The sequence below is a fragment of the Gaetbulibacter jejuensis genome, from assembly GCF_039524015.1.
Classification (GTDB): Bacteria; Bacteroidota; Bacteroidia; order Flavobacteriales; family Flavobacteriaceae; genus Gaetbulibacter_B; species Gaetbulibacter_B jejuensis.
This window is the reverse complement of record NZ_BAAAGF010000004.1, coordinates 172,113-197,973: the sequence shown is the minus strand read 5'-3', so window position 1 is coordinate 197,973 and position 25,861 is coordinate 172,113. Positions and strand designations below refer to the sequence as shown.

The following is a 25,861-nucleotide window of genomic DNA, read 5'->3' as shown; positions in this document are numbered from 1 at the left end:
AATGGTTTTTAGTTGGTTTCAAATAGTTTCATTTTCTTTAAATTACTTGCAAATTCTTCACTAAATAATCGAGATCCTTTAGCATTCAAATGTTGACTATTATAAAATAAGCTTTTGTTATAACATAACTCATCATTTGAATAATCTAAAAAAGTGATTTGATGTATTTCAGCTATACTTTCATAAGTACTAATCAACTCACTTCTATTTCTAACAAACTCCTGACCTTCAATATACTCTGGAGCATAAACCATAACTACCTTAATATCTAGCTTTTTACACTCTTCTAAAAACTGATGCATTAAATCCTTATAAGGCTCATATGTATTTACTTCATAGTAAGCCATTTTAGACTTTGCTTTATTAAAATCTGCTGTCCATGTTCTATGTTCTGCCCTATACCCTTTACGCCTAAAAACAGAATCTTTATAGGTATTATCCTTACTTCTAAAAGCCTCTCCTATATCTTTTGTTCGACCATAGTATCTAAATAAAGGTAAATAATAATCCAAACAATTAAACCCAGGATATTCAGAAGTATATTTACGAATATCTTTATTATAAATAAAAGGCAAGAATTGACGTGAATTATAAAAACCTTTGTACTTTGTAAATCCAAACATATCTACTGAAAGCACTATAAGTTTTGGCTTTGGATTATTTTCTATCAGTAATTTATGCCTAAGGTGTTGAAACCAGAAATTGTGTCCATCAATACCAAAATTATAAGCACTCATACTTAAGCTATCTTTTATAATTTCAGGATCAAAATGCACCCATGCTCTTGATGAGCCATAAATGTATATATCTTCAGAAATACGACCTTCTACAATCTCATTCCATATAAAAGTTTCACCTTGAGCGTAATAATCTGAAGATTTTAATCCATTAGAGATTAAAAAATCTAAAGCAACACAAATTGGCAAAATTACAATTACAAATAATAAAAATCGTTTAATAAATAATTTCATTTACTAATCAATGTATATAATTTTTCATGATTCTCCACAAATGACTCTATTTTGAAGTCTTCTAAAGTTATTAACCTCATCTGTTTTTGCAAAACTCCTCTTTCTTTATGACTCATTTCTAGTATCCTTTTTATTTTAGAAGACAGATCAGAAACTTGACCTGCTTCAAATAACAAATCCGTTCTTAGTCTCAAAACGTCCTTTATTCCTGAAACTTTAGAACCAATAGCAATCCGTTTTGACGACATAGCCTCAAGTAAAGCAACAGGTAAACCTTCTCCAATTGATAAGGTAGGCAATACAAACACATCAGCTACCGCAAGATAAGGGCGTACATCAAGCTGTTTACCTACAAAATGCACCTGTTCAGAAGCATACTGGTCTTGCAACGCTCTTGCATAAGCACTTTCAGTACTACCTACCACCAATACCTTTACACGAGCATCATCAAGCATACCCACAGCCTCTAGCAAAACTTCTATCCCTTTTACGGGTACCAAATTGGCAACTGTCACCACTACAAAATCTGTATCGCTAAATACTAACCCCTCAGGAGTGGTATAGCGCTTAGGCAATGGTTTAAAATAATCAACAGCAACACCTAAAGGAATATAACACACCTTTTCAGCCATAGCACTAAAAAACTGTGGCTGCATATCAGTATTAATAGCAATAATCTTTCGGCTCAATTGGCTACGCCATCTCCAGGCACGATTACCCCAACCCATAGCCTTCTTCGTGTACACAAAAGGCACTCCAGCTAATCGAGCAGCCAAAGGTTCAGTAAAATCACTACTCCAATGCCACGAGTGGATCACATCAAACTGATGTTGTTTAAAAAACCGTGCAATACGCCAAACCCTAAAGGGCAAACTTAAAAACGGACGATAAGGCGCAGTAAACTCAAAAAAATGAATAGGCACTCCCAAGCTCTTAATAGTTTCAAAATAGGCGCCTTTACCATGAAAACAACAAATCTCAGGTGCAAATCGAGTACGGTCTAAACCTGCTATCAAATCATACACCACACGACCACTACCTGCAGTGTCAAAATTAGGAATGGTAAATAAAATTTTGATGCGTTTTGTCATACTGAGCTTGTCGAAGTATCTAACTAAAAGGTCAAAGCATTTAATTGGTTAAACTTAGCAAAAACTAACAACATATTGATAGCATGCGCATTCTTTAAAGCGTCTTGGTTATAAAAGTCCGCAACATAATCACGCACTAGAGCTTCAGGAATCCAGTCCTCTAATCCGCTTTCAAACAAATGTGCACTAAGATGGGCTTGATTGCTAGCGCCTAAAAACTGCAACTCCCAGTTGCGTTGTACATAAGGCTTACCTAAAATACTATTAAATGTGCGTTTTACTTTATTAGCTACTCGATATGGAGTAGCATACGGAAACCGGTTCTTATGATAATTGTTTAAATGAAACGGACGTTGGTCTTGCCAAGTAATTGAAGCTAACTCAGGAGCATAACGTTGTATATAGGCAATCTGTAACTGCCTACCGTTTAAATAGGTTTCCGGCACAGTACAGATAAATCTGCACAGTCGCTCATCGTAATAAGGCAATGTAATAGGTTGTACCGAAGCAAATACCGAATGGTTAACCGAGGTCCACCGAGGCGCCCAATACAAACTCTTAAAGGCACGCAACTTAGCATTGGAATCAGGTATAGCAATACCATCCAACAAAGTGGCTAATCGTCCTTTAAAGTACGATAAAAAATCACCATCAAGCCCCCAAGTTGTCCATAGTTTACTAGCAAGTGCTAAACCACCACGCTTCAACAACTTCTTACTAAGTAAATCCACAAGCTCAGCGTCTGACAACTGTGGCAATCCCATAGAATCAAACAACACATCACCCCAATGTCCTAACGAAAACACATCGCCTTTAGCGCCTAATTGGTCAATGACCGCCATTTGACGCGGACTCGTAAACTCGCTGTAACAACCATTCAATTTGGCCAAATCATCAATAACCCTCCACAAATAGCCTGAGTTAATAGTAAAGGCCTCAAAATCAAACTCACAAACTTTAGCAATAGCACTAGCAATAGCACTCTCAGGATAACCCTGTGCAAAGGAATAACTATAAGAAGACACCTCAGCGCCTATGCGATACAATCCTGCGGCTTGGGTTCTACTGTCCAAACCACCCGAAAGCGGTAAAATAACACGCTGTCCATGGGTCTGCTCCTTAAGGACCTCCTCAAACAAACTGGCATACCCATCTACAGCAGCATCAAAAGTCATGGGCTTAGGGTCATAAAACCACTCAAACCATGGCTTAGAGTCTAGCAAATACCCATCATCGTCTAAGCGATGCGTATGCGCAGGCTTTAAAACAACCTCATCCTTCCAATACGTATCAGTATCCAAAAAGAAACCTATAGCAGCAAAAACACATAAGGCCTCTAAATGCAATTGCCTATCAGCATGCACTTTGGCAAAAGTCTGTTCTGTGGGTATAATAGCGGTTTTGATGGTCATATAACAACAGGACTAATATAAATAAATTGAATTACTAATCACCATTCACACAGCACTTAATACTAAAATAACACACTTGCTGTCAGCAACACCCAAACACTACACACCAAGCACCAACTAAAAACCAAAGCAAAAACCCAATGTCACTTCGAGTGATTTGGTATCTCGATAGAGATAACAAATAGTATCGAGAAGCAACTTATACCTTTTGCCTTTTCAACTTTAAACTCAAATACAATACTGAGATACAATAAAAAAATTACCTGTATTCATTATTTTTCTCAAGGTCCACTTTATATAAATAATAACCAACATCGGCGTAAACCAGCTCTAAAAACTCAACATCAATAGAGCGTTTAGTTAGTATAAAATCTATTGTATAGGAGTGTTCTTTATGCTTTAGCACTTGTATATCTTGCAGTAAAGAGTTTTTAAACAACACACGCTCATACCAACCCGGTATTTCACTCATAATTGCTGGAATAAATTTATACTCTACAAATGGATCTCTTTCAATATGCCTAGTAAGCGAGAGTTCGCCTGTAGCATTCAATACAACTGCATCCCTTTCTGTTTCCGTTTTTATATAAACACTTAACCGCTCCATTCGTGTATCGGTTTTCGTTAAAAAACTATAAATATTTTTAAAATTAGGTTGCGCTAATTGCAATAAAAAAATGGTTGATAAAAATACAATAAGTATGCTATAAGCACTTTTATACTCTTTTTTTACGCTTATAAATACTAGCGAAGACAGTATTAATGTTAAAACAAACACTGTTAATGTATTTATACGAAATGGATAGTATTTTATAATAGCACCTTCTTTATCAAAAAACGCTATTAATACAGCAATCAACACTCCAAACAAGGATACTAAAACAAATTGATTAAGTCTTTCTAAGCGTTCTGTTGTTTGAATTCTAAAAAACAGTATTGAAAAAATTAAAGCAATGCCGCTTAATATAACACCTATAAAATGCTTAGAATAAAAATAACTTAAATCTTTAAACAACCCAATGTGATGTGGGTGTCTATAATACGAATAAATCCAGTCAACACTTGGAGTATATTCAACTGTTGAGTCTACAGCTGTTTTTAGATAAATAATAAATGGTATAATCAAAAAACAATAAGCTATAGCCAATTTGATATAGTAAAATGTTGGCTTTGACTTATCAAATAAAAATAAAACCATCATAAAACATAAAAAAGAATACCCTCCTACTAGAATATGTATATAGGTTCCAAATACTAAAAACACTACCATATATTTATAATTCTTCTTTATAAAATAATAGAGTGCGTATAACACTAAAAGCCAAGCAAAGCCTTTTGGTTCAACAGAAATAAGCATCCACGAACCTGCAAATAACGATTGTTTGGTCAAAAACAATATAGGCAAATGAAGCAACACCTGTACATTACTTATTTTTAATTCTTTATAAATTTTTGATAATACATGTGAAAAAAATACACATAGAACTAATCTCGAAAAAAACAACACCCATTCAAAACTTATAAAACTAAGCAACCAACCAATAATGATCTGGTATAGTATTCGTGTTCCTGCAAACTCATTTAATGAATCAGCAATAATCCAATCCCTATTCATAAACTGTTTAGCATAGAGCATATACTGCTCTTCGTTTTCAGTTAATTTGAAAGTCAAAAAACTTAACCCTAATAGCACAAAAACAAACAACATCTTGTTAATGCGTTCTAAGCGCTTAACCATGTTAAAAGCCAATAGATAATCACTTATTTTCAAAATAAAGTTATTCATGTAGTTAAGAAATGAGTATTAGTTTAAATGATGCGTTGATAATATAAAAGAAGTGTAAAACGACTTAGGAGGATATTTAACAATGCTCTTCTGGTTAAGCTGAAATAACAATATTAAAAAAGTAATAAGTATCACAATTGCTAGTATGTTAATTAAAACCAAACCTATTATTGAAGGCCAATCTAAAAAAGACACTTTTGTAAACACGCTTAAAAGCAACAGACCTATTAAACCTAAACCAACAATTGCTGAACAAAAAAAAGAAAGAAAAAGCAATCGTACAGACACCACATCTAAATATATAGATATTGAGCTCAAACCGTGCAATACTAAACTTTGAAAATTCATTTTCGACTCTCCTTGATAACGACTACCTCTATCTGTAGAGATTGAAACATAAGGCACTTTAGACTTAATGATTGCTCCCGAATAATGGTTCCACAACTCAGGAATAGCCACCACCTTACCAAGTAAAGCATGAGGTATGGAACTAAAGTTCCCAAAATCGATATGCTTGGTGGTAAGCATTGAAAATATACGTTTGTAAATCTTATAAAAAAACCTAAACACAAAACCTTCATTGCGCTTTTCGCGTTTAGCAAACACAATACTGTCCTGCCTCACAACTAACTTAGCAATATCCTCTGGTCTGTCCTCTCCATCACAATCCATTACAACTACATTATCAAAATCTTTTAAATGATCATTAACATAAGACAATCCAACCGATATAGCACGTTGATGTCCCATATTACAGTTTAATTCAACTACAGTAATATTAAAGTTTGAATCAAAATTATAGTCTATCACATCAACCGAACCATCATTTACCGCCACAATATGCTTAATCGTATAAGGTGCTGTCAATGCCATTTCTTTTAAAGCCTTTAACAAACACCTAAAACTCTCCCAATCGTTATATACAGGACTAACAATTACAATATCTATAGTTTCTGATAATTTACTGGTATAATTCATAACAACAACTCTTGAGATATTTACAATACTTAAGCATTATGCTTATTTAAATAGAATTTTACAACTTGTAGCTTAAGTCTAAGTGGCAACTTAATAAAAGGCATTATTTTATCCTTTAATGTTCGGTTATAAAAATACTTAGTTACAAAGGTGTTTTCTTGATACCGCAATTCATTTTCAAAAGTTGATTTAGGAAACATTCCTTTAATATTATTTTGTGTTAACAGTTGTTCAAACCATTCTATAAGCTTTAATAACGTATATGCAGGCATACTATAGTCATGACCAATATACTTAAAAACAGCCGACTCATAGGCTTCATCCCAATTAAAACCGTAGCATCGTGCAATACGCTTAAAAATACCAACATTTAAATGTAATTGTTCATGGCGTCTTGTAGCGGTTTGCCCATCAGCAGAATACCTAATAAACATTAATGGTGCTTCAAGCTTATAAAACTTACCCTCATTTAAAAGTCTGGACCACAAATCATAATCTTCAGACGGTACCATATCCACAGTATACATATACTTTTTAATCACCTCCATTGGCATCATTACACTTGCATGAATAATAACATTCCTAAACAAAAGCCCTATTTTTAGTTCAGTATCGGTTAAATAAGGTCGATCTCCTCCTTTATTTTGGTCATTTGTAGCACAAACTACTACGTCAGGATGCTGCTCCAAAAATTCCACCTGAGCCATCAGTCGTTCTGGCATACACACATCATCATCATCCATTCTCGCAAAGTACTGTCCTTTAGCCTGTAATATACCAACATTTAAGCTATCGGCTATCCCTGAGTTTTTAGGCTTAGCCACAAACTGCACACCTTTATCACTAAAAGACTCAACAATAGCTTTAGTACCATCAGTACTACCATCATCAACAACTATCAACTCAATATTAGGATAGGTTTGGTCTAGTACACTTTGTATCGCTTCTGCAATACACTCAGCCCCATTATAGGTAGGCAATATTACGGATACTAATGGTTTATCTTTCATTTGTTAGGTTTCCTTTTCTAATAACATTTTGTAATAAGTGATGGTTTCTTGTATCACTTTTTCTTGATCAAAATTTTGCGCAACAGTACGTCTAGCATTTTTTGCAATTTGCAACACATCATAATGTCCTTCAAAAATAGACTGAACAGTATCTATATAATCAGGTATAGTATCACACATAAACCCATTGTCTTTATCCACTATCACCTCCCTAAACGAATCTATTGCTGACACCACTACAATTTTTTCCAAAGCCATTACTTCCAACAAACCTATCGAAAAATTTTCACCATACGAAGGAAAAAGCACAATATGAGCTGTTTGCAGATAAGAAGCAACGGCTTTATGCGGAATTGCACCATAATAATGGGTACGCTCAAGAGCAGACTTCGATAAAAGCTTAACTGCATGAGTATTCCAGTAGTCATTATTATTATTTCCCATAACATGAAAACTAGCTTCAGGATATACCTTAGCAACCGCATCAAACACGCTACATGCTATTGCAATCCCTTTTCGCTCTCTAATAGACCCAAAATAAAATATTGAAAAAGGCACTGTTGGCGCACTCAAGTAATCATCACAACGCGCTACTTTAGGCAAAGTAACACCATTGTAGATTACCTTGGGTACGTTCTTTAGCTTAAAAGCACTCGCAGTAGTGTTTGCCGAATACTGCGACACTGCCAATACATGCTTTTGAAAACGCTTAAAAAACAACCCTTCATAATAAGCATCGGGTTGACGCTTAAAATAACCCATAAACTGGTGCAAGGTCATTGCCGACCCATGACAACGTACAACCTTAGGAATTCGGCTTATAAAAAATGGAGCATCTCCACCGTAATCATGAAACTCTACTAGGTCAAATCCGTTACGCTTTACAAATACAGTTAAATACAGCGACACATATAACCTGTTAAAAAATTCCAGCACACGCTTTACGGTAAGATACCCAGGCAACCTATAGCGTCGCATAGGAGATTTTATAGTCTCATTAATGGTGGTAAGGTCTTTAATTCTTACCACACGTACGCCTTCATCATTAAAGCGTTTGGCAGTAGCACCAAACGAAAACACAGTAATAGTAAAATCATGGGCTTTTAAAACGCTTGTAAACTGTTTTACAAACACACCAATACCACCTGTTTTACCCATAGCATCATGGGCATACTCTCTAGTGACAAAACAGATTTTAATAGCCATCATAAAAACTCTATACTTTTCGTTTTAAATTTAATAAAGACTTTATACTTTCAACACACCTTTTACCTATTATAGATTTTAAAAAAAATTTTAAATACACACTCTTTTTTAACTCTCCTCCATAAATCTCATTTAGCTTTTTATTTTTTTCTTCAATAATTTTATTCAACCTAATATTCCTATAACTAAATAAAGAGTAATGTACTACATCTCTTAATGGATTATAAACTGTTTCACTATCAAATTGAAATTTTTTTGGAGTTGCCACAACCATATTTTGCTTATACCATACAGGTATTTCAGCATTATTCCAAAATAATGGTCTAAGTATATCATGAATCACGTAGTCATGTTCAATAAATTTATTTTCCCAATAACTAAGCCATTGTTCATTAATATGATTTTGTCCTCCTTGATAAGGTATTGCGGCACTAAAAAGTATGATTTCTCCTGCGTTAATTAGATTTTTAATAAAGTTATCTGCAGCCTTTTCAGATATATGCTCAGCCACTTCTAAACTCACTACCAAGTCATATTTCTTTTCCAGCTCAAACTCCTCTTCAAGATTTCTAATTAAAAATTCGTTCTCATCGAGATACTTTTTCAAAAGTTCTCTATCTACCCATTCACCATCTATTCCAAGTACTTCTTTAACTCCTTCTTGCTTAAAACAATATAAAAAAGTACCTACACCACATCCAACATCGACGACATTATTTGGTTTAATTATCTCAATTATTTTAGGCACAATTTCCATTGGAGCTGATAAATTGTGTATTTCTTCAGTATGTATGTATTTTATTTTATTTTTTTCCATTATAAACTTTCATAAGCGTATTCAACACCAAGACATCTGGCTTCAAATAAGTATTATAATACTTAAAGTTTTCATTCATCATATTAAATTGTAATTCCTTATTATTTAGCAATAATTTTATTTGACTAATAAGTTCTTCTATATCTCTAAATTCTAAATAATTCTTTCCTTTAATAAAATCTCCAGGCAAATCATAATTTAAAGGCATACTTACAATTACTTTTGAAGCAGCTACATATTCTCCCATCTGCCATCCAATAGAACCGTGTAAACCTGTTGTACTAATACAAATATTTGATTCTTTTACTACCCTTAAATAATTTAGTTTATCTGTTTCTTCCTTTGAAGCCAAAATATCAGGGCATTGTGTTTTAGAAAAACTTGTTGTCATTATGCCTCCTCTAAATAAATCTCCAAACTCACTTTTACATGCTCTTATGATAGCTATCCTTACTTGGTTAATCTGTTCCCTTTCTTTTTTTGATATTTCATTTTCTACATCATCAGGATTCCAAAGTTGAGCAAAAAAAACAATATAGTTATTCTTATGTAACTTAGGAGCTGATTCAAACAACTCACTTGGGTACCTTCTGTAATTAGGTTTTAAGTACTTGAATAAATAGGAATTCACTACTAGTCCCTTTAAGAATTTATACTTACCTTCTGTGTTTAAAGGATAATTTAAACCTAAAGGGTAAACACTACAATGTTCTGGGGAAAACTGTTTAAGTTGGTCAGTATAACTTCTTTTAAAATAATAGTCAGCTTCTGTAGTAGTTTTAAAATGATTAAGTTTTTCTTCTTTAGTACTTCCATACCAGTGAAGCCCATCTATTAAATCATATATTACGGTATATTTATCATCCAAAACAACTTTTAAGATTGGTTTTGCTTCATCACCATCAACCTTTATATAGGATAAATCCACCAAACCTTGTTTTTTTAATTTTTCAAAACCATCATAAACTTGAGCTAGATGAGGGCTTTGAAAATAATGTATAACACACTTAAATAGTTTTTTCATTATTAGCTCAATTTATTAATAGATTAATTAGATTTTCTTTTTAACCTTTATAATTTTCTAGCAATAACAATATCCTGAAAACTTAAATAAGGCTCTCTACCACTCCAGTTACCATAGCGTATTGGGGACTGTATCTCTAGTTTATGTGTTTTATAAAGCGACCTTATAGTGTCTAAGGTATAAGCTACTGCATATTCAGGCTGCTGCATATCTTCTATAAATGCTCCATCTTTATCATGCCTAAAACTAAACACACCTCGCTTATGCCTTATTTGCATTAGTGAAATATCATCTAGTATAAAATAAGTTATTAAACATACTCCTCCTGGTGTTAACACTCTATTAATCTCTGATAAATAATGCGCAACATCATCATAAAACATATGTGTAAAAACAGAAGTGAGATAAACAAAATCAAAAGTTTCATTGTTATAAGGAAATAAAAAGTTTGAAGCTTCTTGCCTACCTTTAGGGTTATAACGCTCATTATAAACATCTATATACTGAAACTTGAAATTTGGATATCTAGTTGTAAATTTTGAAGTACACCAATTAACACCATCTTGTATTATCTCAAGACCTTCATAACGCCCTTCTGTACTAAGGTATTCTGTTAATGGAATAGCCATTCGCCCAAATCCACTACCAACTTCTAAAACCGAATCCGTTGGCTGTAAGCCACACAAATCTTTAAAATAGTTAAAAAACTCTTGGTTTATTTCAGAATTAACACCAGAGTTTATGTAGTTATACCGCCTAGGGGGCAACAAAGGGTGTCGCTTGCCTAACCTAACCTCTAGCTCATCTTTAAACAGTAACCATCGGGTCTTTAATGACTGCTGTATACGTTTATAAATCTTTGTCATTGGGTCTATAAAGTCGTTGTTCAGTGAGTTTATCAATAGCCTTAGGCAATACCTTTACACTTACAGCATACACTAGCAATCGAGCAAGCAAGCTCATATACTGCTTAAACCCTAAAATATCATGTTGCCTATACAATTGTAATAAGCGCATTGAGGGTTTTAAACCTCTCTTTGCTAATGGCACGTAAAAATACTTAAACCATAAATGTAAATATAACAACAAATAGGGTTTTAAATGTGTTTTCTCTTTAACATCTAGCAGTTTAGCAATATCAGGCACAAACAACTGTAAACTTTTATAAACCTTAGTAGTAAACACCGCTTGGGCTTTAACACTAGGTATAAAAACGCTATCGTAGTCATAATCAGCAAACACCTTATAGTCTAGATGGTCTTGCAATAAGGCACGTATCATTAACTCAGGGTCATTAAAACGTGGATACCCTTCAGCAAACCCATTTAAAGCCTTTAAAAAATTCCTGTCCCAAATAGGGCACATAGTTTGCCAAGGTAAATCAGCTGACAAAAAACGAATCAAATAATCAGTATGTTCAGGTATTTCTTGCTTTACAACAACATCTTCCTTTTGTACACCCATCGGAAAAACTAAAAAATGAGCGGTAGGATTCTTTTTAAAAGCAGCAACACGCTGCTCCAAACAAAAAGGCAACAAATAATCGTCAGAATCTAAGTAAATAACATAATTACCCTTAGCATGCTGTAACCCTATATTTCTACACGTTGGTGCACCTTTAGGTAACCGCTCTCGTGTGTAATACCGTATCCGTGCATCTTCTGCCACATAATCAGCCAACACCTTTACAGTACCATCACTCGAACCATCATCAACCACTACACACTCCCAATGCGTATAACTTTGAGCTTGTAAGGAAGCTATAGCTGTACCTATCATATGCGCGCGATTAAACACAGGAATAATTATAGTTACCAAACAACTCATACCCTTTTTGTAGTGTGACTATTTAAATAATGTGGATGCTCTTCTCGGTTCAACCGCCTACTCTTCTGCACCTCTAGCAACAACGAATCTATCAACTTTAACTCTTTCTTATAGTAAAAAACCCTCTTAAACTTTAATTGCAAAATTTGTTTTACAATGGTTTTCTTAATAGAATGTTTATACCGAGTTATTAAGGTTTCAACCTCTATATTTATATCAGCCCAGTGAGTCTTTAACTTTCGCTCTACTAATTGAAGCTTTTCTGCATCTGTTTGAGGCTCTTTTGTAATGCGTTGTTCTCTATCATGTAACAAAAACACGTTAGGCACAACACCTATCTTGTACCCATGAAACAATAATCGTTGACAATAATTAACATCTTCTCCATAATGGTAAAAAATAGGATCAAAACCTCCTATACTTTTAAATGTTTCCTTAGGTACTAACCAACCAGCAGCATTAACAAAAGGAACATCATAAACTAACGCTGTGTAATGCCCTTTTAAAGCATCATAAACAAGAGATGTATTCTTTTGAATATAATTAGAAAAATTAATATCAAGACCCAAACCTTTCCCATTTAAATGAATAGGACTCAATACACCATAGCCTAAAGTCTTTTGATGCACTTCTATTAACTGTTCTATAGTCTGAGTTTCCAAGTAAGCATCTTGATTTAACAAAAACACATAGTCTGCATTTTTACTTAGTGCATATGATATACCAATATTATTAGCTTTTCCAAAACCATAATTCTCATCTAATAATATAAGTTCTACATCAGTAAATCCTTTTATAATTTCACAGCTCGCATCTGTACTATGATTATCTACTACTATAACTTTCAACGCTATTGTACTACCAAACACATGCGTTAAGCAGTCAAATAACCAACGTGCTCCATTATACGATACTATAACTACAGCTACTTCCATTGTAATCGTTTTAACCTTTTTAAACCTTTAAAAACTAAACGTACAAATGGATTGTACTTTTTCAAAAAATAAAGCCTCATATCCTTATTTAAACTCCATAAATAATCATCATACATAAGCCTATCATATATAACATAATCAGTTTGGTCATTGTTCTTGTTTAAAACTGTGGCTTGTTGACCATGTAACCTAAACTTCACAAGTGGTTCTTGCATAATAGCAATAGAGTAACGCTTCAACACCCTATTATAAAACTCATAATCCAAAATTTGCTTTAAATCTTCTCTAAAATAACCAACAGTATCTAGTAACGAGGTTCTAAACAATAGCGTCGATGGCTCTCCTACTTTATTTCTAGGAGAATCAAAATAAGATTGATGCTTAAACAAACTTCTATTCAATACTTGAATAGCATTTTTAACCGGATAGTCTAAAGTACACTGTAAATCATTGTAAGTGTCAATCCAAGCCTTTGACGTATCATTCAAATAAGAACTTTCTACAATAAACTCTCTTTTTGAAGCTACTAAAGCAATAGTTTGGTGCTGCTCTAAAACAGCCACCATAAGAGCAACACATTCAGGCAGCAGCACATCATCCTGAAATAAAAACTTAATATATTCCCCGTTAGCCTTTCTTACACAATGATTCCAGTTAGCTCCAATACCATTGGGTGTATGATGATGTATGTAAATAGGGATTGAAGTCTTGGTCTTATAAGAGGCTATAAGCTCTAGAGTAGCATCTATGGAGGCATCATCAGACACCACAATCTCTAAATTTGGGTAGGTTTGCGCTAATGCAGAGTCCATCGCTTGCACAATATAATCGGCACCATTATAAGTGGGTATACAGATAGATACTAGTGGTTGATTCTTCAATTTAACGACCTTTAGTTTTAAATAAAAATACAATAGCTTTCTTAAAAGAGCCAACACTTACTCCCATAGCAAACAAATACCTAAGCTTAGTACTAAAACTAATAGCTTCATCACTCAATCTTGAATACCAATATCGCCTCACAAAATTAAGCTCATCTTTTGTTGGTATATCAAAACAATAACTAGGATTAGTATATAATTTTAAAATAGAGTTAACCCATTCAGTTCCAAAATTACCTTTTGAAAAATGTAAAAGCTGTATACTCGGTAAAACTATATTTTGATAGGTTTTTGAAACTCTTAATGAGAAATCTAAATCATATCCATGAAAACCTTTAATTGTTTCGTCAAACTTTACATGCTCCCAAACGTCTTTTGGTACAGCCATAAAAACACCATCAACACTTTTAACAGCGAAAGGAGCTTCAACACGCTTACTTTCTTCATCATTATCATGTAATACAGTAATGCTCCTGTAAGCTTTTATGCCTAAATCAACACCTGTAGGCAATTTAAATCGCTTTGAACAACCTGCTAAACCTACAACACCTAATGCTGTATTTTTGTAAGCTTTCAATAACAAAACACCCCATTCATTTGTAATAAAGCTAACATCTTCATGCAAAAAAAGCAACAAATCATATTGTGCGGTTTTGGCTAAGTCATTATATACTTTAGTGATACTATAAGTTCCTTCGTTATGAATTTTTAAAATCTCATAATCTACAGCTCCTATAGTTTGCTTTATATTCAAACACAGCGCCTTAAATAATTTTTCTCGATATGTGGATACTAGTATCGAAATCATTTAACTACCTAAGTTTAATTAACTGACGTAACTTTCTTTTAAAAGTTTTACATTTAGTTATCATTTTTTTAAGAAGTCTAAAAAAAGTATGATTAGACACAAAATAATTGGATTGAACTAATTTTAAAGAATTATATTTTTCTTCCATTAACTTCAATTTTTCTTCTATCTCTAAATAATGGCTTGTTACAACATCTAATTGCTTTTTATAGATTATCTTTTTTAGTTTATGATCATCCAAAACTGAGACCATACATGAATATAATTTCACATTATTATTCGCTATATCCAACCCTGTCATTTTAGAAATAACTCCAACCCCTACCCTATATACACTCATAGCCTCATTTAAATACTTAATATAACCATGCTGTGCTAATAACATATATAAAAAATAGTCACCAAATGGCACCTCATTAAACTCCACAGGGTATTCTTTAATTATATTCTTGAAAACTACTGAAGGCGTATGTATATAGTTTCCATATTTAGCCAGAGTTTCAATGGTCTCATAGTGCTCCGGAATTTTTGTTATGAAGTCATCAACGATTTGACCATTAGATTTTAAAATTTTCACTTTATGAAAACAAATCACATAGTCGTCATTCGCTTCCAAAAAATCAACCTGCTTCTGCAGTTTCAAAGGGTCTGTCCAATAATCATCGCCTTCGCAAAGTGCTATATAGTCTCCTTTTGCTTGCTTATATAAAATAGGAAACACTGGCACACCTGTAGACTTAATATTCTCTTTTCGTAAGATGAGCTGAAACCTACTATCATTACCCACCTTGGAAAGAATAACATTTTGCGTCCCATCTGTTGAGGCATCGTCATGTATTAAAAACTCAACATCAAAGTTCGTTTGTTGTAGTAAAAAACCATCAAGACATTCAGCTATATACTTTTCATGGTTATAGGTAATACAGCAAACTGTAACTTTAGGTTTAGACATTTGTTTTAAGTATTAAAGTTAATTTATTATTTAATGAAGACACTACCTCAAACCCATGTCTTTCATAAAATGCTTTAGCTATAATATTCTCCTTATAAACCTCTAACTCAATGGAGTCCATCTCATCATTCAAAAGAGTATTTTTAAGCGTATTCAATAAAGTACTCGCTATACCTGCGCCTTGATAATCTTTTTCAACACTCAAATTACTAATATAAATTGTAGACTCTTTATGATAAAAAGCCAATAAAGCGATTAGTTTATCATTATCCCATACTTCATACCTTTCTGAATATTCTGTGAGCTTTTTAGAGTACTCTGGTATATCTACATAAGTTGATAGTTCAGGCTTAAAAGAACTATTACATCTTACCAAATGCGCTACAATGTCCTTAAAAGAACTAGTATTAATTTCAACTTTACTTAAGCTCATAATCCTCACTTAAAAAAGTTTGTATGGTCTGAACTGAATTATGCATCATCACATCTAAAATAGACAAATGAGATTGAAATGAGCTTGAAAACTGAGAATACTTTTGAGGTTTAAAGGTTAAAAACTGTAAACTTATACCATTTGAGGCAAACTCTGATTGACTATATAAATCAATACCACCTTCAGGATTGACATATACAGTACCATTAACTGCTTTACAAATCGCTAAAACTTTGTCTTGCCCTCTTAAATCATGATTAACCGCTACCTGAGACGAAACAGTAATAGTATAATCTATAGCCAAATAGTCACACAGTTTTTGTATGGAGTTAAGCGTAAAATCAAAAAGGTTATGGCTATCAAAAAATAGTATAGCTTCAATTAAAGGATAAACAGTATCAAAATAAGGTGCTTTATGATAGGCATTCTTCACCCTACTTAACAATTTAACTCTTTGAATATCAAAGTTAGTAGCTAGACACCTTTCATTCACATTCAAAAAATCCGAATCCTTTTGAAGTGGTAAAGTGATGTATTTAATACTATTATGCTCTAAAATCCTATTTCTATGAAACCAGCCACTTTTAGAAAATTGTATATTGTCATAAATAACAAACTCATCCACTAATTTCAGTAATTGAAAGTAACCTAAATAAGGCAAAAAATAAGGTTGCATAATAGCTACTTTCTTAGGCATCATAAACAAATTTGTTTTAGTAGGTCAAAATGTGTTTTACCTAAGGCTTTTACTTTAGGAATTTTTTCTACCAAATCGTTATGTATACTTTCCCTATTATCCCAAACGGTATTCATTTTAGTCTGTAAACTATCTTTTTCATCAGGATGGGCAACATAAGCGTCTTGTCCAGCTACTTGAGCAAAACCTCTTAACTTATGGGCTTTAGGTTCATGCCCATAATCTATAACAACAGTAGGCACACATTGACTCATTGCAGCAACAGCAGCATGAACTCGCCCACTTACCACCATATCAAAAGCACCTAGTATTCTTTTGGTTTCCCATGCAGAATAAACACCATCAAGAGCATAAACATTTCTACAATTAGCACGCTCCAATAACACCTTTTGTAATTGCTTTATAATTGGATAGTCTCTTCCATGTTGTAATTCAAACTGTTTTGGTGGAACAGGAAATCCATTTGAGTGCGACATTAAATAAACATCAACGTCATAGTTATCGGTGAATGCTTCAATAGCCTCAGCAAAAACCAAATATTCACTATCATGCCTTGGCCATTTATCAAATGGGCCTGTAGTAAAATTCCAACCACATATTAAAAAGCCAACACTTTTACGGTCTTTAGCAACAATAGCCTCCAAAGCATCAAATTTTAAGAGGTTTTTTAGGTCTGTAGGTTCAAACAAAAAAGCAGGACAAGTAAGGCTTTTGGTTTTACTAGTATCAAACCCATTCTCTTCTAGCAATTGTATACTAATAGATTCTCTATTTGTTACAAGGTCAAAATTGGCATACACTTCTTTCGCAAAATCAATATTCTTTTTGGAATTAAACGGACCTGGAGACCCTGCAAGCATTACGGTTTTCTTTGCTAATAATTGTGCTACCCTATCTTTTAAGAGTCCAACCATAAAACGATCCTCTCCTAAAAAATCTGCATTATCGCCCCATATATCGCCACTAAAGTCAATTACCAAGTCCATATCCTTTACTACATCAATATAAGGTGTAGTACGTTCTAACATTCCATTCTCTATATAACGGTTTGCTATGACTAATTCGTCTTTTGCCTGTACTAAGTCATTATCCCAAGAGTAATATAAATGCATTGGTAATACTTCCACAGACTCTTTTAAACAAAACGCTTCCGACATTTGAAACGTAGTACTAATTTGAGCATCAGGAAAAACACGGTGCAACTGTCTAAAAAAAGGCTCTATAATATAATAGTTTCCAATATTTCCAAACTCCATTCTTCCCCAGTGTAAAGTACACTGCCCAATCACTAAAATCTTCATATATTAGTTTTAATAATTCTAATTATTTGGTTTACAGTTTCAAAATCGTTCGCTTTCAAACCTACATAAAGTGGCAAACACATCACGCGCTTAGAAATAGATTCCGAAATAGGCATAGGTGTAATCTCTAAATAAGGTAATGTATTCAAGCTAGGGTAAAAATAACGCCTCGGAAAAATCGAATGCAATTCTAAAGCAGCTTTAACCTTTAGCAATTGAGCTTCACTCTCAAACAGCACAGGGTAATAACTATAATTCCAATCGGTATCAGGTCTTATAGGCAACTCTTCCAACGGTGTCAATTCAAATGCAGCACTATACTGCTCACATATAAGCTGTCGTTCGTTTAAAATCTCCGTCATATAAGGCAATACTGCTAATCCCATAGCAGCTTGTGGCTCACTCATCTTAGCATTAATCCCCAACCCTTGAAAAGCTTCATTGCCTTGATGTCCAAAATTATGATGGTAAAACAACACATCATAATACTCAGGTTGACAAAACAACGCACCACCTTCTCCGGTATGGAATAACTTGGTAGCATGAAAACTACAGGTACTCACATCACCATAATTAAAAACAGACTGCCCTTTGTACCGCACCCCAAAAGAATGGGCCGCATCATAAATCACTTTTAAGTGGTGCTTTTTTGCAATAGTTTCAATAGCTTCCACATCACAAGGGTTACCAAAAACATGGGTCGCTAAAATAGCAGTAGTACGCTCGGTTATAGCAGCTTCAATTTGGGTCTCGTCAATAGTCAAATAGTCTGGATGAATATCTACAAATACAGGCGTGCAACCTTCCCACACAATACTACTCGTCGTAGCCACATAACTAAAAGGTGTGGTAATAATTTCGCCGCTTAGTCCTAAGCCTTTAATAGCAATCTGTAAAGGCAAAGTACCATTGGTCATAGTCAAAACTCTAGGCACATCCAAATAAGATTGCAATCGAGCTTCTAAAGCCTTTACCAAAACCCCTCGGTTAGTCATCCAACCCGTATCCCAAGCTTGTTTTAATAGAGCTTGATACTCATCTTGCGGAGGTAAAAACGTTTTAGTGACGTTGATCATCCTTAAATTTTATTATAGTCTTGATCCAACATACCTTCCTTTTTTATAAAAACAAATTCACTCAACCATAAAACATTATTAGAAAAAGGTCTATTAATATCTGTAATATCAAATAATTTAAACCCTTTATCGTCTAAATAATTTAAAACATTTAATACGGTATTTTCCATTCTAGGATTGACAATTGCCACTTCTACCATAATAACCTCTACACTCGATAGTAAAGCTAAACCACCTTCTAAAACCTTAAGATCAAGACCCTCAGCATCAATCTTTAAAAGATTAGGTGGCTTTAAATTATTATCAACAACAAAAGAATCCAACCTTACGATTGGCAATTTAATTTGTTTAAAGCCTTTTACTTTGGCTTCATCCTCGGTATAATTATACGAACAACTATCATCCCTTTTATGTATTGTAAAATTCAAATCATCATTAACATCACCTACACCTACAGAATACAAATGGACATTTTTATAATGTCCGACAAGATTTTTTATATCACTTTCAAGACTCTGCTGAGGTTCAAATAAGTAATATGTAGCATTAGGAAAATATTTTAAGCATTCAAAAGTCCAATTACCCTTGTTTGCCCCAATATCATAGATAGCTTCAGGATAAAAATTCAGGCTTTTCAATAAGGAAAAAAAACTATCCAACAGCTCACCTTTAGCATTAATGCTTTTATGATTGGTTAGCTTGTCGAAACTTTCATTTTTCACTAATGTATAACCTATTTTTTTTATTATATGTTTTATTCTTTTTTTCATTTTTAATTGTTTAATCCAATTACCTTTGAATCTAATAAAAATGCTGTCCATATTTGTTTTTCATGGTCAATTTGGATCGTTAATGCTTTATGAATTTTAAAATATGCATTTGAACCAAATTGCTCAGAAGCGGTAAATGTTATGTTATAAAAACCTTTGGACAAGTATAAGTTTTTTAATTCAATAGCATAAGTAATTTCATTTGAAACAATACTTAAATCAGAATTTTGACCTGATGGAAACATTTCTGCTACTCCTCTTTGCTCTTTATCATATACAGCTAGAGTCACGAAAGGTATGCTAGATAAGTTAGCTACTTTAATTTTAAACTTTAAAATAATGCTTTCACCCCATTTAACTTTATATACATTGTTAGTTTTTGATTTACCTTCTATTGAGGCCTCAACCAACTCAACTGTATTATCTGTAAAAACAACATCCGAACTATTATTGGATGTAAACTCATTATAATACAAGTCTATAGCTTTACTTACATCTTGTCCTTGAAATTTAGCTTTTCCTTTATCCATTAAGACAATTTGATTACACATTCGAGACACCATAGGCATACTATGCGACACAAAAATAATTGCGGTATGAGGCAGTATGTTATCAATAGTCTTAAAGCATTTAAGCACAAAGCCCAAATCACCCACCGCCAACACCTCATCTATAATCAATACATCGGGTTCCATCTGTGCAGCCACAGCAAAGCCCAAACGCACTTTCATACCACTACTGTAATGTTGTACTGGCATATCTATAAACTCCTCAAGTTCTGCAAAGGCAATAATGGTTTCAAGTTTACTATCAATCTCCTTTCGGCTAAAGCCTAAGATAGCACCATTGTTATAGATGTTTTCGCGTCCACTCAATATTGGGTTAAACCCAGCACCCAACTCTATCAAAGCCCCTACACGTCCTTTAATAGTGACTTTTCCTTCATCTGGGTTTATGAGTCCGTTTAATATTTTTAGCAAGGTACTTTTACCAGCACCATTATGCCCAATTAAGCCCAAACACTCGCCACGTCGTAGTTCAAAATTAATATCCTTAACCGCCCAAAACTCTTTAGCACGTAAACTTTGGTCTTTACTACCACCGCGAATACCAGTAACCAAATCCTTAACACCATACCACAAACTGGTTTTAAGGTCTTTGCAAAACTTTTTGCTCAAACCCTCAACCTTAACAAGAACCTCGTTATTATGTTGTATGTTACTCATTAGTTATTTAATTTAAAATCGTTTAGTCGTGAATCGTTTTCTCGTGAATCGTGAATCGGATAGTCGTGAATCGTGAATCGGATAGTCGTTTCACTACTCACTTTTCACTCCTCACTACTCACTACTCACTTCTTACGTCTTACGTCTTACGTCTCACATAATTCCTATATCCCAACAATAGTTGTTTCACTTCAATCAACAAATTATTTAAAATAGTATTAGGCTCTGAAAACTTCAAACGCAATACAATTAAATACTGTGTTTCCAATTCAGCAACAGAACCTAAAGCAATATTTATAAATTGCAACAACTCCTTATCTCCTTTTCTAGCACTCCCTTCAGCAATATTGGAAGGAATAGAAACAGCAGCTCTACGCATTTGCGAAATCAAACCATATTTTTCTTCATCAGGAAATAATGTCGTCCAGTCATAAACCTCAACCACTAGGTCCATGCTCTTCTTCCATACATCTAAATCCTTATGATTCATATCTTTATTTTCTTTAATATTTTATCGTGAATCGGATAGTCGTTTCACTACTCACTTCTCACTTCTCACTTCTCACTTCTCACTTCTCACGTCTCACTTCTCACTACTCACTTCTCACGTCAAACTACGCACTCAACCGCTCCACCACAATAGGAATAGCAATACGATACATCACCAAACCTAAAAACAATAACGGAAAACAGCATGCTAAAACAATTAAAAAATAGGTTAGATAATGCGGCATAAGCCCCACAACCAAATCCCTTGCTGTCAACACAATAGGAGTAATAGGGTTAAGTAACATAATCGTTTTCATAAACCCTTCTTTAGGTATAGCATACACTACAGGAGTAGCATACATTAAAAACTGCATCCCAAAAGAAATAATTTTACTTATATCCCTATAAAGCAACCCCATAGGCGTTATAAACAAACCTAACGTTGTTCCAAAAAGAATAGCACCAAGTACAGCTAAAGGGAACAACAACAAACTCCAGTGAAACCCCACACCATACAAAAAAATAAACACTACTAGTAAAATCAGCTTTATAAAACTATCAAACAATAGCTTATAAATACCTGAAACCAATAAAGCTTCTTTAGGAAAATTGATTTTAGTTAAAATACCACGTGCAGCATTAGTACTTTGCATTGGCGAGTTAATAGATGCAACAATTATAGACCATATCAAAGTACCCGAAAATGCATAGACTGGATAAGGAATACCGGTATCCGATAATCGCACCGTACCACTACTGTTTAAAATAATCCAAACAAAAGCAGTAGCCAATGGTGTTACAAACGCCCAAATAATGCCTAAATAAGACTGTCGGTATTGCGCTTTAATATCACGTTCTGCCAATTGTCGTGCTAAAAATCGAGACGAATAAATATCTTTTAAACTCGCTTTTAAAAGCGCTCCTATTTTTATAGTACGTTCTTTTTGATAAACTCTTGTCTCTAAAGCCATAAATTAGGATATACTGCGAATATAATAATTCATAAAATATTTAATCGTCTCAAACACATTATATTTAATTAAAGTTTAATAAGCGTTTGATTACACGTTCTGGAGCTAGCTCCTTATTAAAATACTCTAAAGACGAAGCTTCCAATGAACGTCTTAAAGCTTTAGAACCAAATAGCGTATTCAAAGCGTTCTCAATACCACTAACACTTCCATCTGTAATTAAAAAATGAACTCCATCTATTAAGGGTTTGGGCATTACACGTAATAAAGGAGTGCTTATTATAGCTTTACCCAAACATAAATACTCAGCAAGCTTCCATCCATGACAATCCTTTACCGCAGGTGTATTAAAAACAACTGCCGATTGTTTTATGCGTTCTAAATAAACAGACATGTCTACACGACTAGCAGTAGTTAAAGCTTCAAAACCTGAAACGTCGTTATGACGTCGTGGTGCAAAACCACCTTCAAAATCAATTAAAGGATAAGAACGGCAGCTTTTTATAAAATTAGCACGATACCTATTTGTCGCTTGCTCTTGCTTCCATATAGAGGCCATAAAAAAAACGTCTCGCTCATGTGATGGCTCAGGAGAATATGATTCTAGCTTAGGGCGTTTAAACTGAGCCTTATAATCCGACATAAACTTTCGTTTATTTGGTATACGATTGTATGCTTTTATCAAGTTTAAACCGCAATACCACAAAGTTTCAAACAAATTATAAATCTTAACCCCAAAACTGGGTCCTATAGCTACAATCTTATCACTTGAAACTGAATTAAAAACTAAATTAATTTTCCCATAAACATCGCACCACCCTAACGCTTTGTCATCTATAAGTTTAGAATCGGTAAAATCTACAACCACCTTTCTTTCCTCACCTTTATTAACAACTACAAAAGCAAAAAAGTGATTACTATGCCTAAAGCCTTTAAAGTAACGAGAACTATAATGTACACGCTGCCTTCCAAAAACAGAATAGAGCCCCTGTATGTAGTATGAGGAGTATAATAAATCACTCGATGAGTCTATGTAAACACGTGCTTCTTCTAAATTCATTTTATCAACACCCCTTTAATTACACTTACTCATTTGCATTAACTCCACTTATAACCTCTTTAATTAAATCAAATGCATAGGACTTAGGCTGTAAATCAAGTAATCCTTTTAAATCTGATATCAAATCATCATAAGTCATACTATCAATCTCAGCATACAGATCGGTGTTTAATAGTAACGTGTTACCTGTTATATTAGTTTTAAACCTTACAATTCCCAAACCATTATCTGTATCAATAACACACGTACTCAGTAAATCAGAATGTGCACGCCTTAAATACACTATAGTTTTCCATACATCCCCACACCAAGCTCCAGTCCAACCTCCAACAGCTTCTTGTTCTGCTTTTGTTGGAAAGTGCTTTGTTGCTAAAGCAGCAGCTTTATTAGGAGGATAACAGTCATGCATAACAATAACACCTTTTCTATTCAAATAACTTAAAGTATTTAATACATCATTTAATGATGTCTCAAAAGTATGCAACCCATCTATTAAAGCTACGTCAATTGGACTAATCGAATTTAAAAACGACTGCTTTTCTTTAAAAAAACGATCACTCTCCAATTCAAAATATCGGTTTCTTATATTCTTAAAAGATTTAAAAACCCATATCACAGCATCCTTTTTAAATAAAAGATGAAAAAAAGGGTCTACTGCTATTTTTCTTTTGGCCTCTACTGGGAAAAAAGTCCTGCCTCTATAACAACCAATTTCCAAATAGGTATCAAATGCTGTTAATTTAAATAACTCTTGTATTAATTGCAACCGTTTCATAAGACACTACAGCTTTTAAAAAACGAATTATAAAAATCATTCTTAAAATTCATTGAGCTTAAAAAAGTAAAACTAGGAACGCAACAAAAATCTCTTACTAAGTGTTGTTCTGAAGAAAAATTAAAAAACAATGAAGTTATCCAACATGCCATAACATTTAAATTAGAAGATAGCAGTTGATAAAGATAGCTAGTAGTTAACCAAAGAGGTTCAGTTAATGCAATCAAAAATCTTAATCCTTTAAGTTTAAAGGCTAAGATAACAATTCATTTCAGAAACTCAAGGACTTAAAGCTAGAATCCAATTAAATTTAGAAAGGGCATATACACACAAACTCTAATTGAGAAAATCATCCTTTAAACCAATCCCAAGTAAGTTTCAACCCTTCCCTAACCGTATAATGAGGACGGTAACCCAACAATTGCTCAGCCTTAGAAATATCAGCTAAAGAATCCCTAACATCCCCTTGGCGCTCAGGACCATAAACCGCTTCAACTGTAGAATGAGCAGCTTCCTTTAAAGTAGTCCAAAGATAATTAACACTAATACGTTCGCCACAAGCCACATTAAACACCTCATTCTTTGCCGCTTCTGAAGCAAAAAAGCCTTTAACATTAGCTTGAACAGCATTGTCTACATACGTAAAATCACGCGTTTGCTCCCCATCACCATTAATCTTAGGCGGTACACCATCCTTTAAAGCCTGCATAAACAATGGAATTACTGCTGCATAAGCACCATTAGGACTCTGCTTAGGCCCAAACACATTAAAATAGCGTAACCCAATAACATCAGTACCATAAGTAGCTCCAAACACAGTAGCATATAACTCGTTCACATACTTAGTAACCGCATAAGGCGATAGCGGATTGCCAATAACAGCTTCTACCTTTGGCAAGTTCTTACTATCGCCATAAGTTGAACTCGAAGCAGCGTACACCATGCGCTTAACAGTAGTACTTTCTTTTAACGCAATCATCATGTTTAAAAAACCGCTAATATTAACCGCATTGGTAGTAGCAGGATCATTAATTGATCGTGGCACCGAACCTAAAGCCGCCTGATGACTAACATAGTCAATGTCTTTCATCGCGTCCTTACAAGTTTGCAAGTCCCTAATATCTCCCTCTATAAGTTCAAAATTAGGATGCGACTGAAAAGCACTTAAGTTCTCCCTATACCCATTAGAAAAATTATCTAGTACCCTAACGGTTTTAGCATTGTATTTTAATAAATATTCCACAAGATTAGAGCCTATAAAGCCTGCACCTCCTGTAACTAAAAAAGAGAGTTGCGATAAATCTTGGGTATGATATGCGTTTTCGTACATGTTGTTTTATTGTTTACTGAATTGTTATGTTCTAT

Annotated in this window: 26 protein-coding genes; all 26 read right to left on the bottom strand. The window is 33.9% G+C overall.

All coding sequences use genetic code 11. The features are described from left to right. Positions 1–8 precede the first annotated feature (8 nt). Positions 9–971 carry a hypothetical protein gene (locus ABD011_RS12950; protein ID WP_343798893.1) on the bottom strand — a complete coding sequence of 321 codons (963 nt, stop codon included), beginning with the start codon at positions 969–971 and terminating at the stop codon, positions 9–11. Further along, positions 968–2,062, bottom strand: coding sequence for a glycosyltransferase (locus tag ABD011_RS12945; protein ID WP_343798891.1), 1,095 nt, complete (start codon positions 2,060–2,062; stop codon positions 968–970). Before ABD011_RS12945 ends, ABD011_RS12950 begins: the two co-directional genes overlap by 4 nt. Before the next feature lie 23 nt (positions 2,063–2,085). Next, complete coding sequence (locus ABD011_RS12940) at positions 2,086–3,474, bottom strand: asparagine synthase-related protein (protein ID WP_343798889.1); 1,389 nt, start codon at positions 3,472–3,474, stop codon at positions 2,086–2,088. Positions 3,475–3,733: 259 nt separating this feature from the next. After that, on the bottom strand, positions 3,734–5,260 hold the full coding sequence (locus ABD011_RS12935; RefSeq protein ID WP_343798887.1) for a hypothetical protein: 1,527 nt from the start codon (positions 5,258–5,260) through the stop codon (positions 3,734–3,736). Positions 5,261–5,278: 18 nt separating this feature from the next. Further along, a complete protein-coding gene (locus ABD011_RS12930; protein WP_343798885.1) occupies positions 5,279–6,238 on the bottom strand; it encodes a glycosyltransferase in 960 nt (319 codons plus the stop codon). Positions 6,239–6,267: 29 nt separating this feature from the next. Beyond that, positions 6,268–7,248 carry a glycosyltransferase family 2 protein gene (locus tag ABD011_RS12925; protein WP_343798883.1) on the bottom strand — a complete coding sequence of 327 codons (981 nt, stop codon included), beginning with the start codon at positions 7,246–7,248 and terminating at the stop codon, positions 6,268–6,270. A 3-nt stretch (positions 7,249–7,251) separates the two neighbouring features. After that, complete coding sequence (locus ABD011_RS12920) at positions 7,252–8,457, bottom strand: glycosyltransferase family 4 protein (protein WP_343798881.1); 1,206 nt, start codon at positions 8,455–8,457, stop codon at positions 7,252–7,254. Between the two features lie 7 nt (positions 8,458–8,464). Further along, positions 8,465–9,271 carry a class I SAM-dependent methyltransferase gene (locus ABD011_RS12915; protein WP_343798879.1) on the bottom strand — a complete coding sequence of 269 codons (807 nt, stop codon included), beginning with the start codon at positions 9,269–9,271 and terminating at the stop codon, positions 8,465–8,467. Further along, complete coding sequence (locus ABD011_RS12910; protein WP_343798877.1) at positions 9,258–10,295, bottom strand: hypothetical protein; 1,038 nt, start codon at positions 10,293–10,295, stop codon at positions 9,258–9,260. Before ABD011_RS12910 ends, ABD011_RS12915 begins: the two co-directional genes overlap by 14 nt. Before the next feature lie 47 nt (positions 10,296–10,342). Continuing rightward, positions 10,343–11,161 carry a class I SAM-dependent methyltransferase gene (locus ABD011_RS12905; protein ID WP_343798875.1) on the bottom strand — a complete coding sequence of 273 codons (819 nt, stop codon included), beginning with the start codon at positions 11,159–11,161 and terminating at the stop codon, positions 10,343–10,345. Next, complete coding sequence (locus ABD011_RS12900) at positions 11,145–12,122, bottom strand: glycosyltransferase family 2 protein (RefSeq protein ID WP_343798873.1); 978 nt, start codon at positions 12,120–12,122, stop codon at positions 11,145–11,147. Before ABD011_RS12900 ends, ABD011_RS12905 begins: the two co-directional genes overlap by 17 nt. Beyond that, positions 12,119–13,057 carry a glycosyltransferase family 2 protein gene (locus tag ABD011_RS12895; RefSeq protein WP_343798871.1) on the bottom strand — a complete coding sequence of 313 codons (939 nt, stop codon included), beginning with the start codon at positions 13,055–13,057 and terminating at the stop codon, positions 12,119–12,121. The genes ABD011_RS12900 and ABD011_RS12895 overlap by 4 nt, the downstream gene beginning before the upstream one ends. Beyond that, positions 13,048–13,938 (bottom strand): glycosyltransferase family 2 protein, encoded by an 891-nt coding sequence (locus ABD011_RS12890; protein WP_343798869.1) that lies wholly within the window; start codon positions 13,936–13,938, stop codon positions 13,048–13,050. Before ABD011_RS12890 ends, ABD011_RS12895 begins: the two co-directional genes overlap by 10 nt. Before the next feature lies 1 nt (position 13,939). Continuing rightward, complete coding sequence (locus ABD011_RS12885; protein ID WP_343798867.1) at positions 13,940–14,746, bottom strand: glycosyltransferase; 807 nt, start codon at positions 14,744–14,746, stop codon at positions 13,940–13,942. Positions 14,747–14,750: 4 nt separating this feature from the next. Then, positions 14,751–15,698, bottom strand: coding sequence for a glycosyltransferase family 2 protein (locus tag ABD011_RS12880; protein ID WP_343798865.1), 948 nt, complete (start codon positions 15,696–15,698; stop codon positions 14,751–14,753). Further along, entirely contained in the window at positions 15,691–16,131 is a 441-nt protein-coding gene (locus ABD011_RS12875) for a GNAT family N-acetyltransferase (protein ID WP_343798863.1), read from the bottom strand. The genes ABD011_RS12880 and ABD011_RS12875 overlap by 8 nt, the downstream gene beginning before the upstream one ends. Beyond that, on the bottom strand, positions 16,118–16,831 hold the full coding sequence (locus ABD011_RS12870) for a WbqC family protein (protein WP_343798861.1): 714 nt from the start codon (positions 16,829–16,831) through the stop codon (positions 16,118–16,120). Before ABD011_RS12870 ends, ABD011_RS12875 begins: the two co-directional genes overlap by 14 nt. Next, entirely contained in the window at positions 16,828–18,129 is a 1,302-nt protein-coding gene (locus ABD011_RS12865; protein WP_343798859.1) for a polysaccharide pyruvyl transferase family protein, read from the bottom strand. The genes ABD011_RS12870 and ABD011_RS12865 overlap by 4 nt, the downstream gene beginning before the upstream one ends. Beyond that, positions 18,126–19,205, bottom strand: coding sequence for a DegT/DnrJ/EryC1/StrS family aminotransferase (locus ABD011_RS12860; RefSeq protein ID WP_343798857.1), 1,080 nt, complete (start codon positions 19,203–19,205; stop codon positions 18,126–18,128). The genes ABD011_RS12865 and ABD011_RS12860 overlap by 4 nt, the downstream gene beginning before the upstream one ends. A gap of 2 nt (positions 19,206–19,207) precedes the next feature. Continuing rightward, positions 19,208–19,975, bottom strand: coding sequence for an FkbM family methyltransferase (locus ABD011_RS12855; protein ID WP_343798855.1), 768 nt, complete (start codon positions 19,973–19,975; stop codon positions 19,208–19,210). A 2-nt stretch (positions 19,976–19,977) separates the two neighbouring features. Beyond that, positions 19,978–21,201 (bottom strand): ABC transporter ATP-binding protein, encoded by a 1,224-nt coding sequence (locus ABD011_RS12850; RefSeq protein WP_343798853.1) that lies wholly within the window; start codon positions 21,199–21,201, stop codon positions 19,978–19,980. A gap of 139 nt (positions 21,202–21,340) precedes the next feature. Beyond that, the gene (locus ABD011_RS12845; RefSeq protein WP_343798851.1) at positions 21,341–21,691 is read right to left on the bottom strand and encodes a four helix bundle protein; all 351 of its coding nucleotides are present in this window, start codon (positions 21,689–21,691) and stop codon (positions 21,341–21,343) included. Positions 21,692–21,815: 124 nt separating this feature from the next. Next, the gene (locus ABD011_RS12840) at positions 21,816–22,661 is read right to left on the bottom strand and encodes an ABC transporter permease (protein ID WP_343798849.1); all 846 of its coding nucleotides are present in this window, start codon (positions 22,659–22,661) and stop codon (positions 21,816–21,818) included. 64 nt (positions 22,662–22,725) lie between these two features. Further along, positions 22,726–23,721: a glycosyltransferase gene (locus ABD011_RS12835; RefSeq protein WP_343798847.1), complete on the bottom strand. Its 996-nt coding sequence runs from the start codon at positions 23,719–23,721 to the stop codon at positions 22,726–22,728. Between the two features lie 25 nt (positions 23,722–23,746). Next, entirely contained in the window at positions 23,747–24,496 is a 750-nt protein-coding gene (locus ABD011_RS12830; protein WP_343798845.1) for a class I SAM-dependent methyltransferase, read from the bottom strand. 349 nt (positions 24,497–24,845) lie between these two features. Further along, positions 24,846–25,826 (bottom strand): SDR family oxidoreductase, encoded by a 981-nt coding sequence (locus ABD011_RS12825; RefSeq protein WP_343798843.1) that lies wholly within the window; start codon positions 25,824–25,826, stop codon positions 24,846–24,848. Positions 25,827–25,861: the final 35 nt, after the last annotated feature.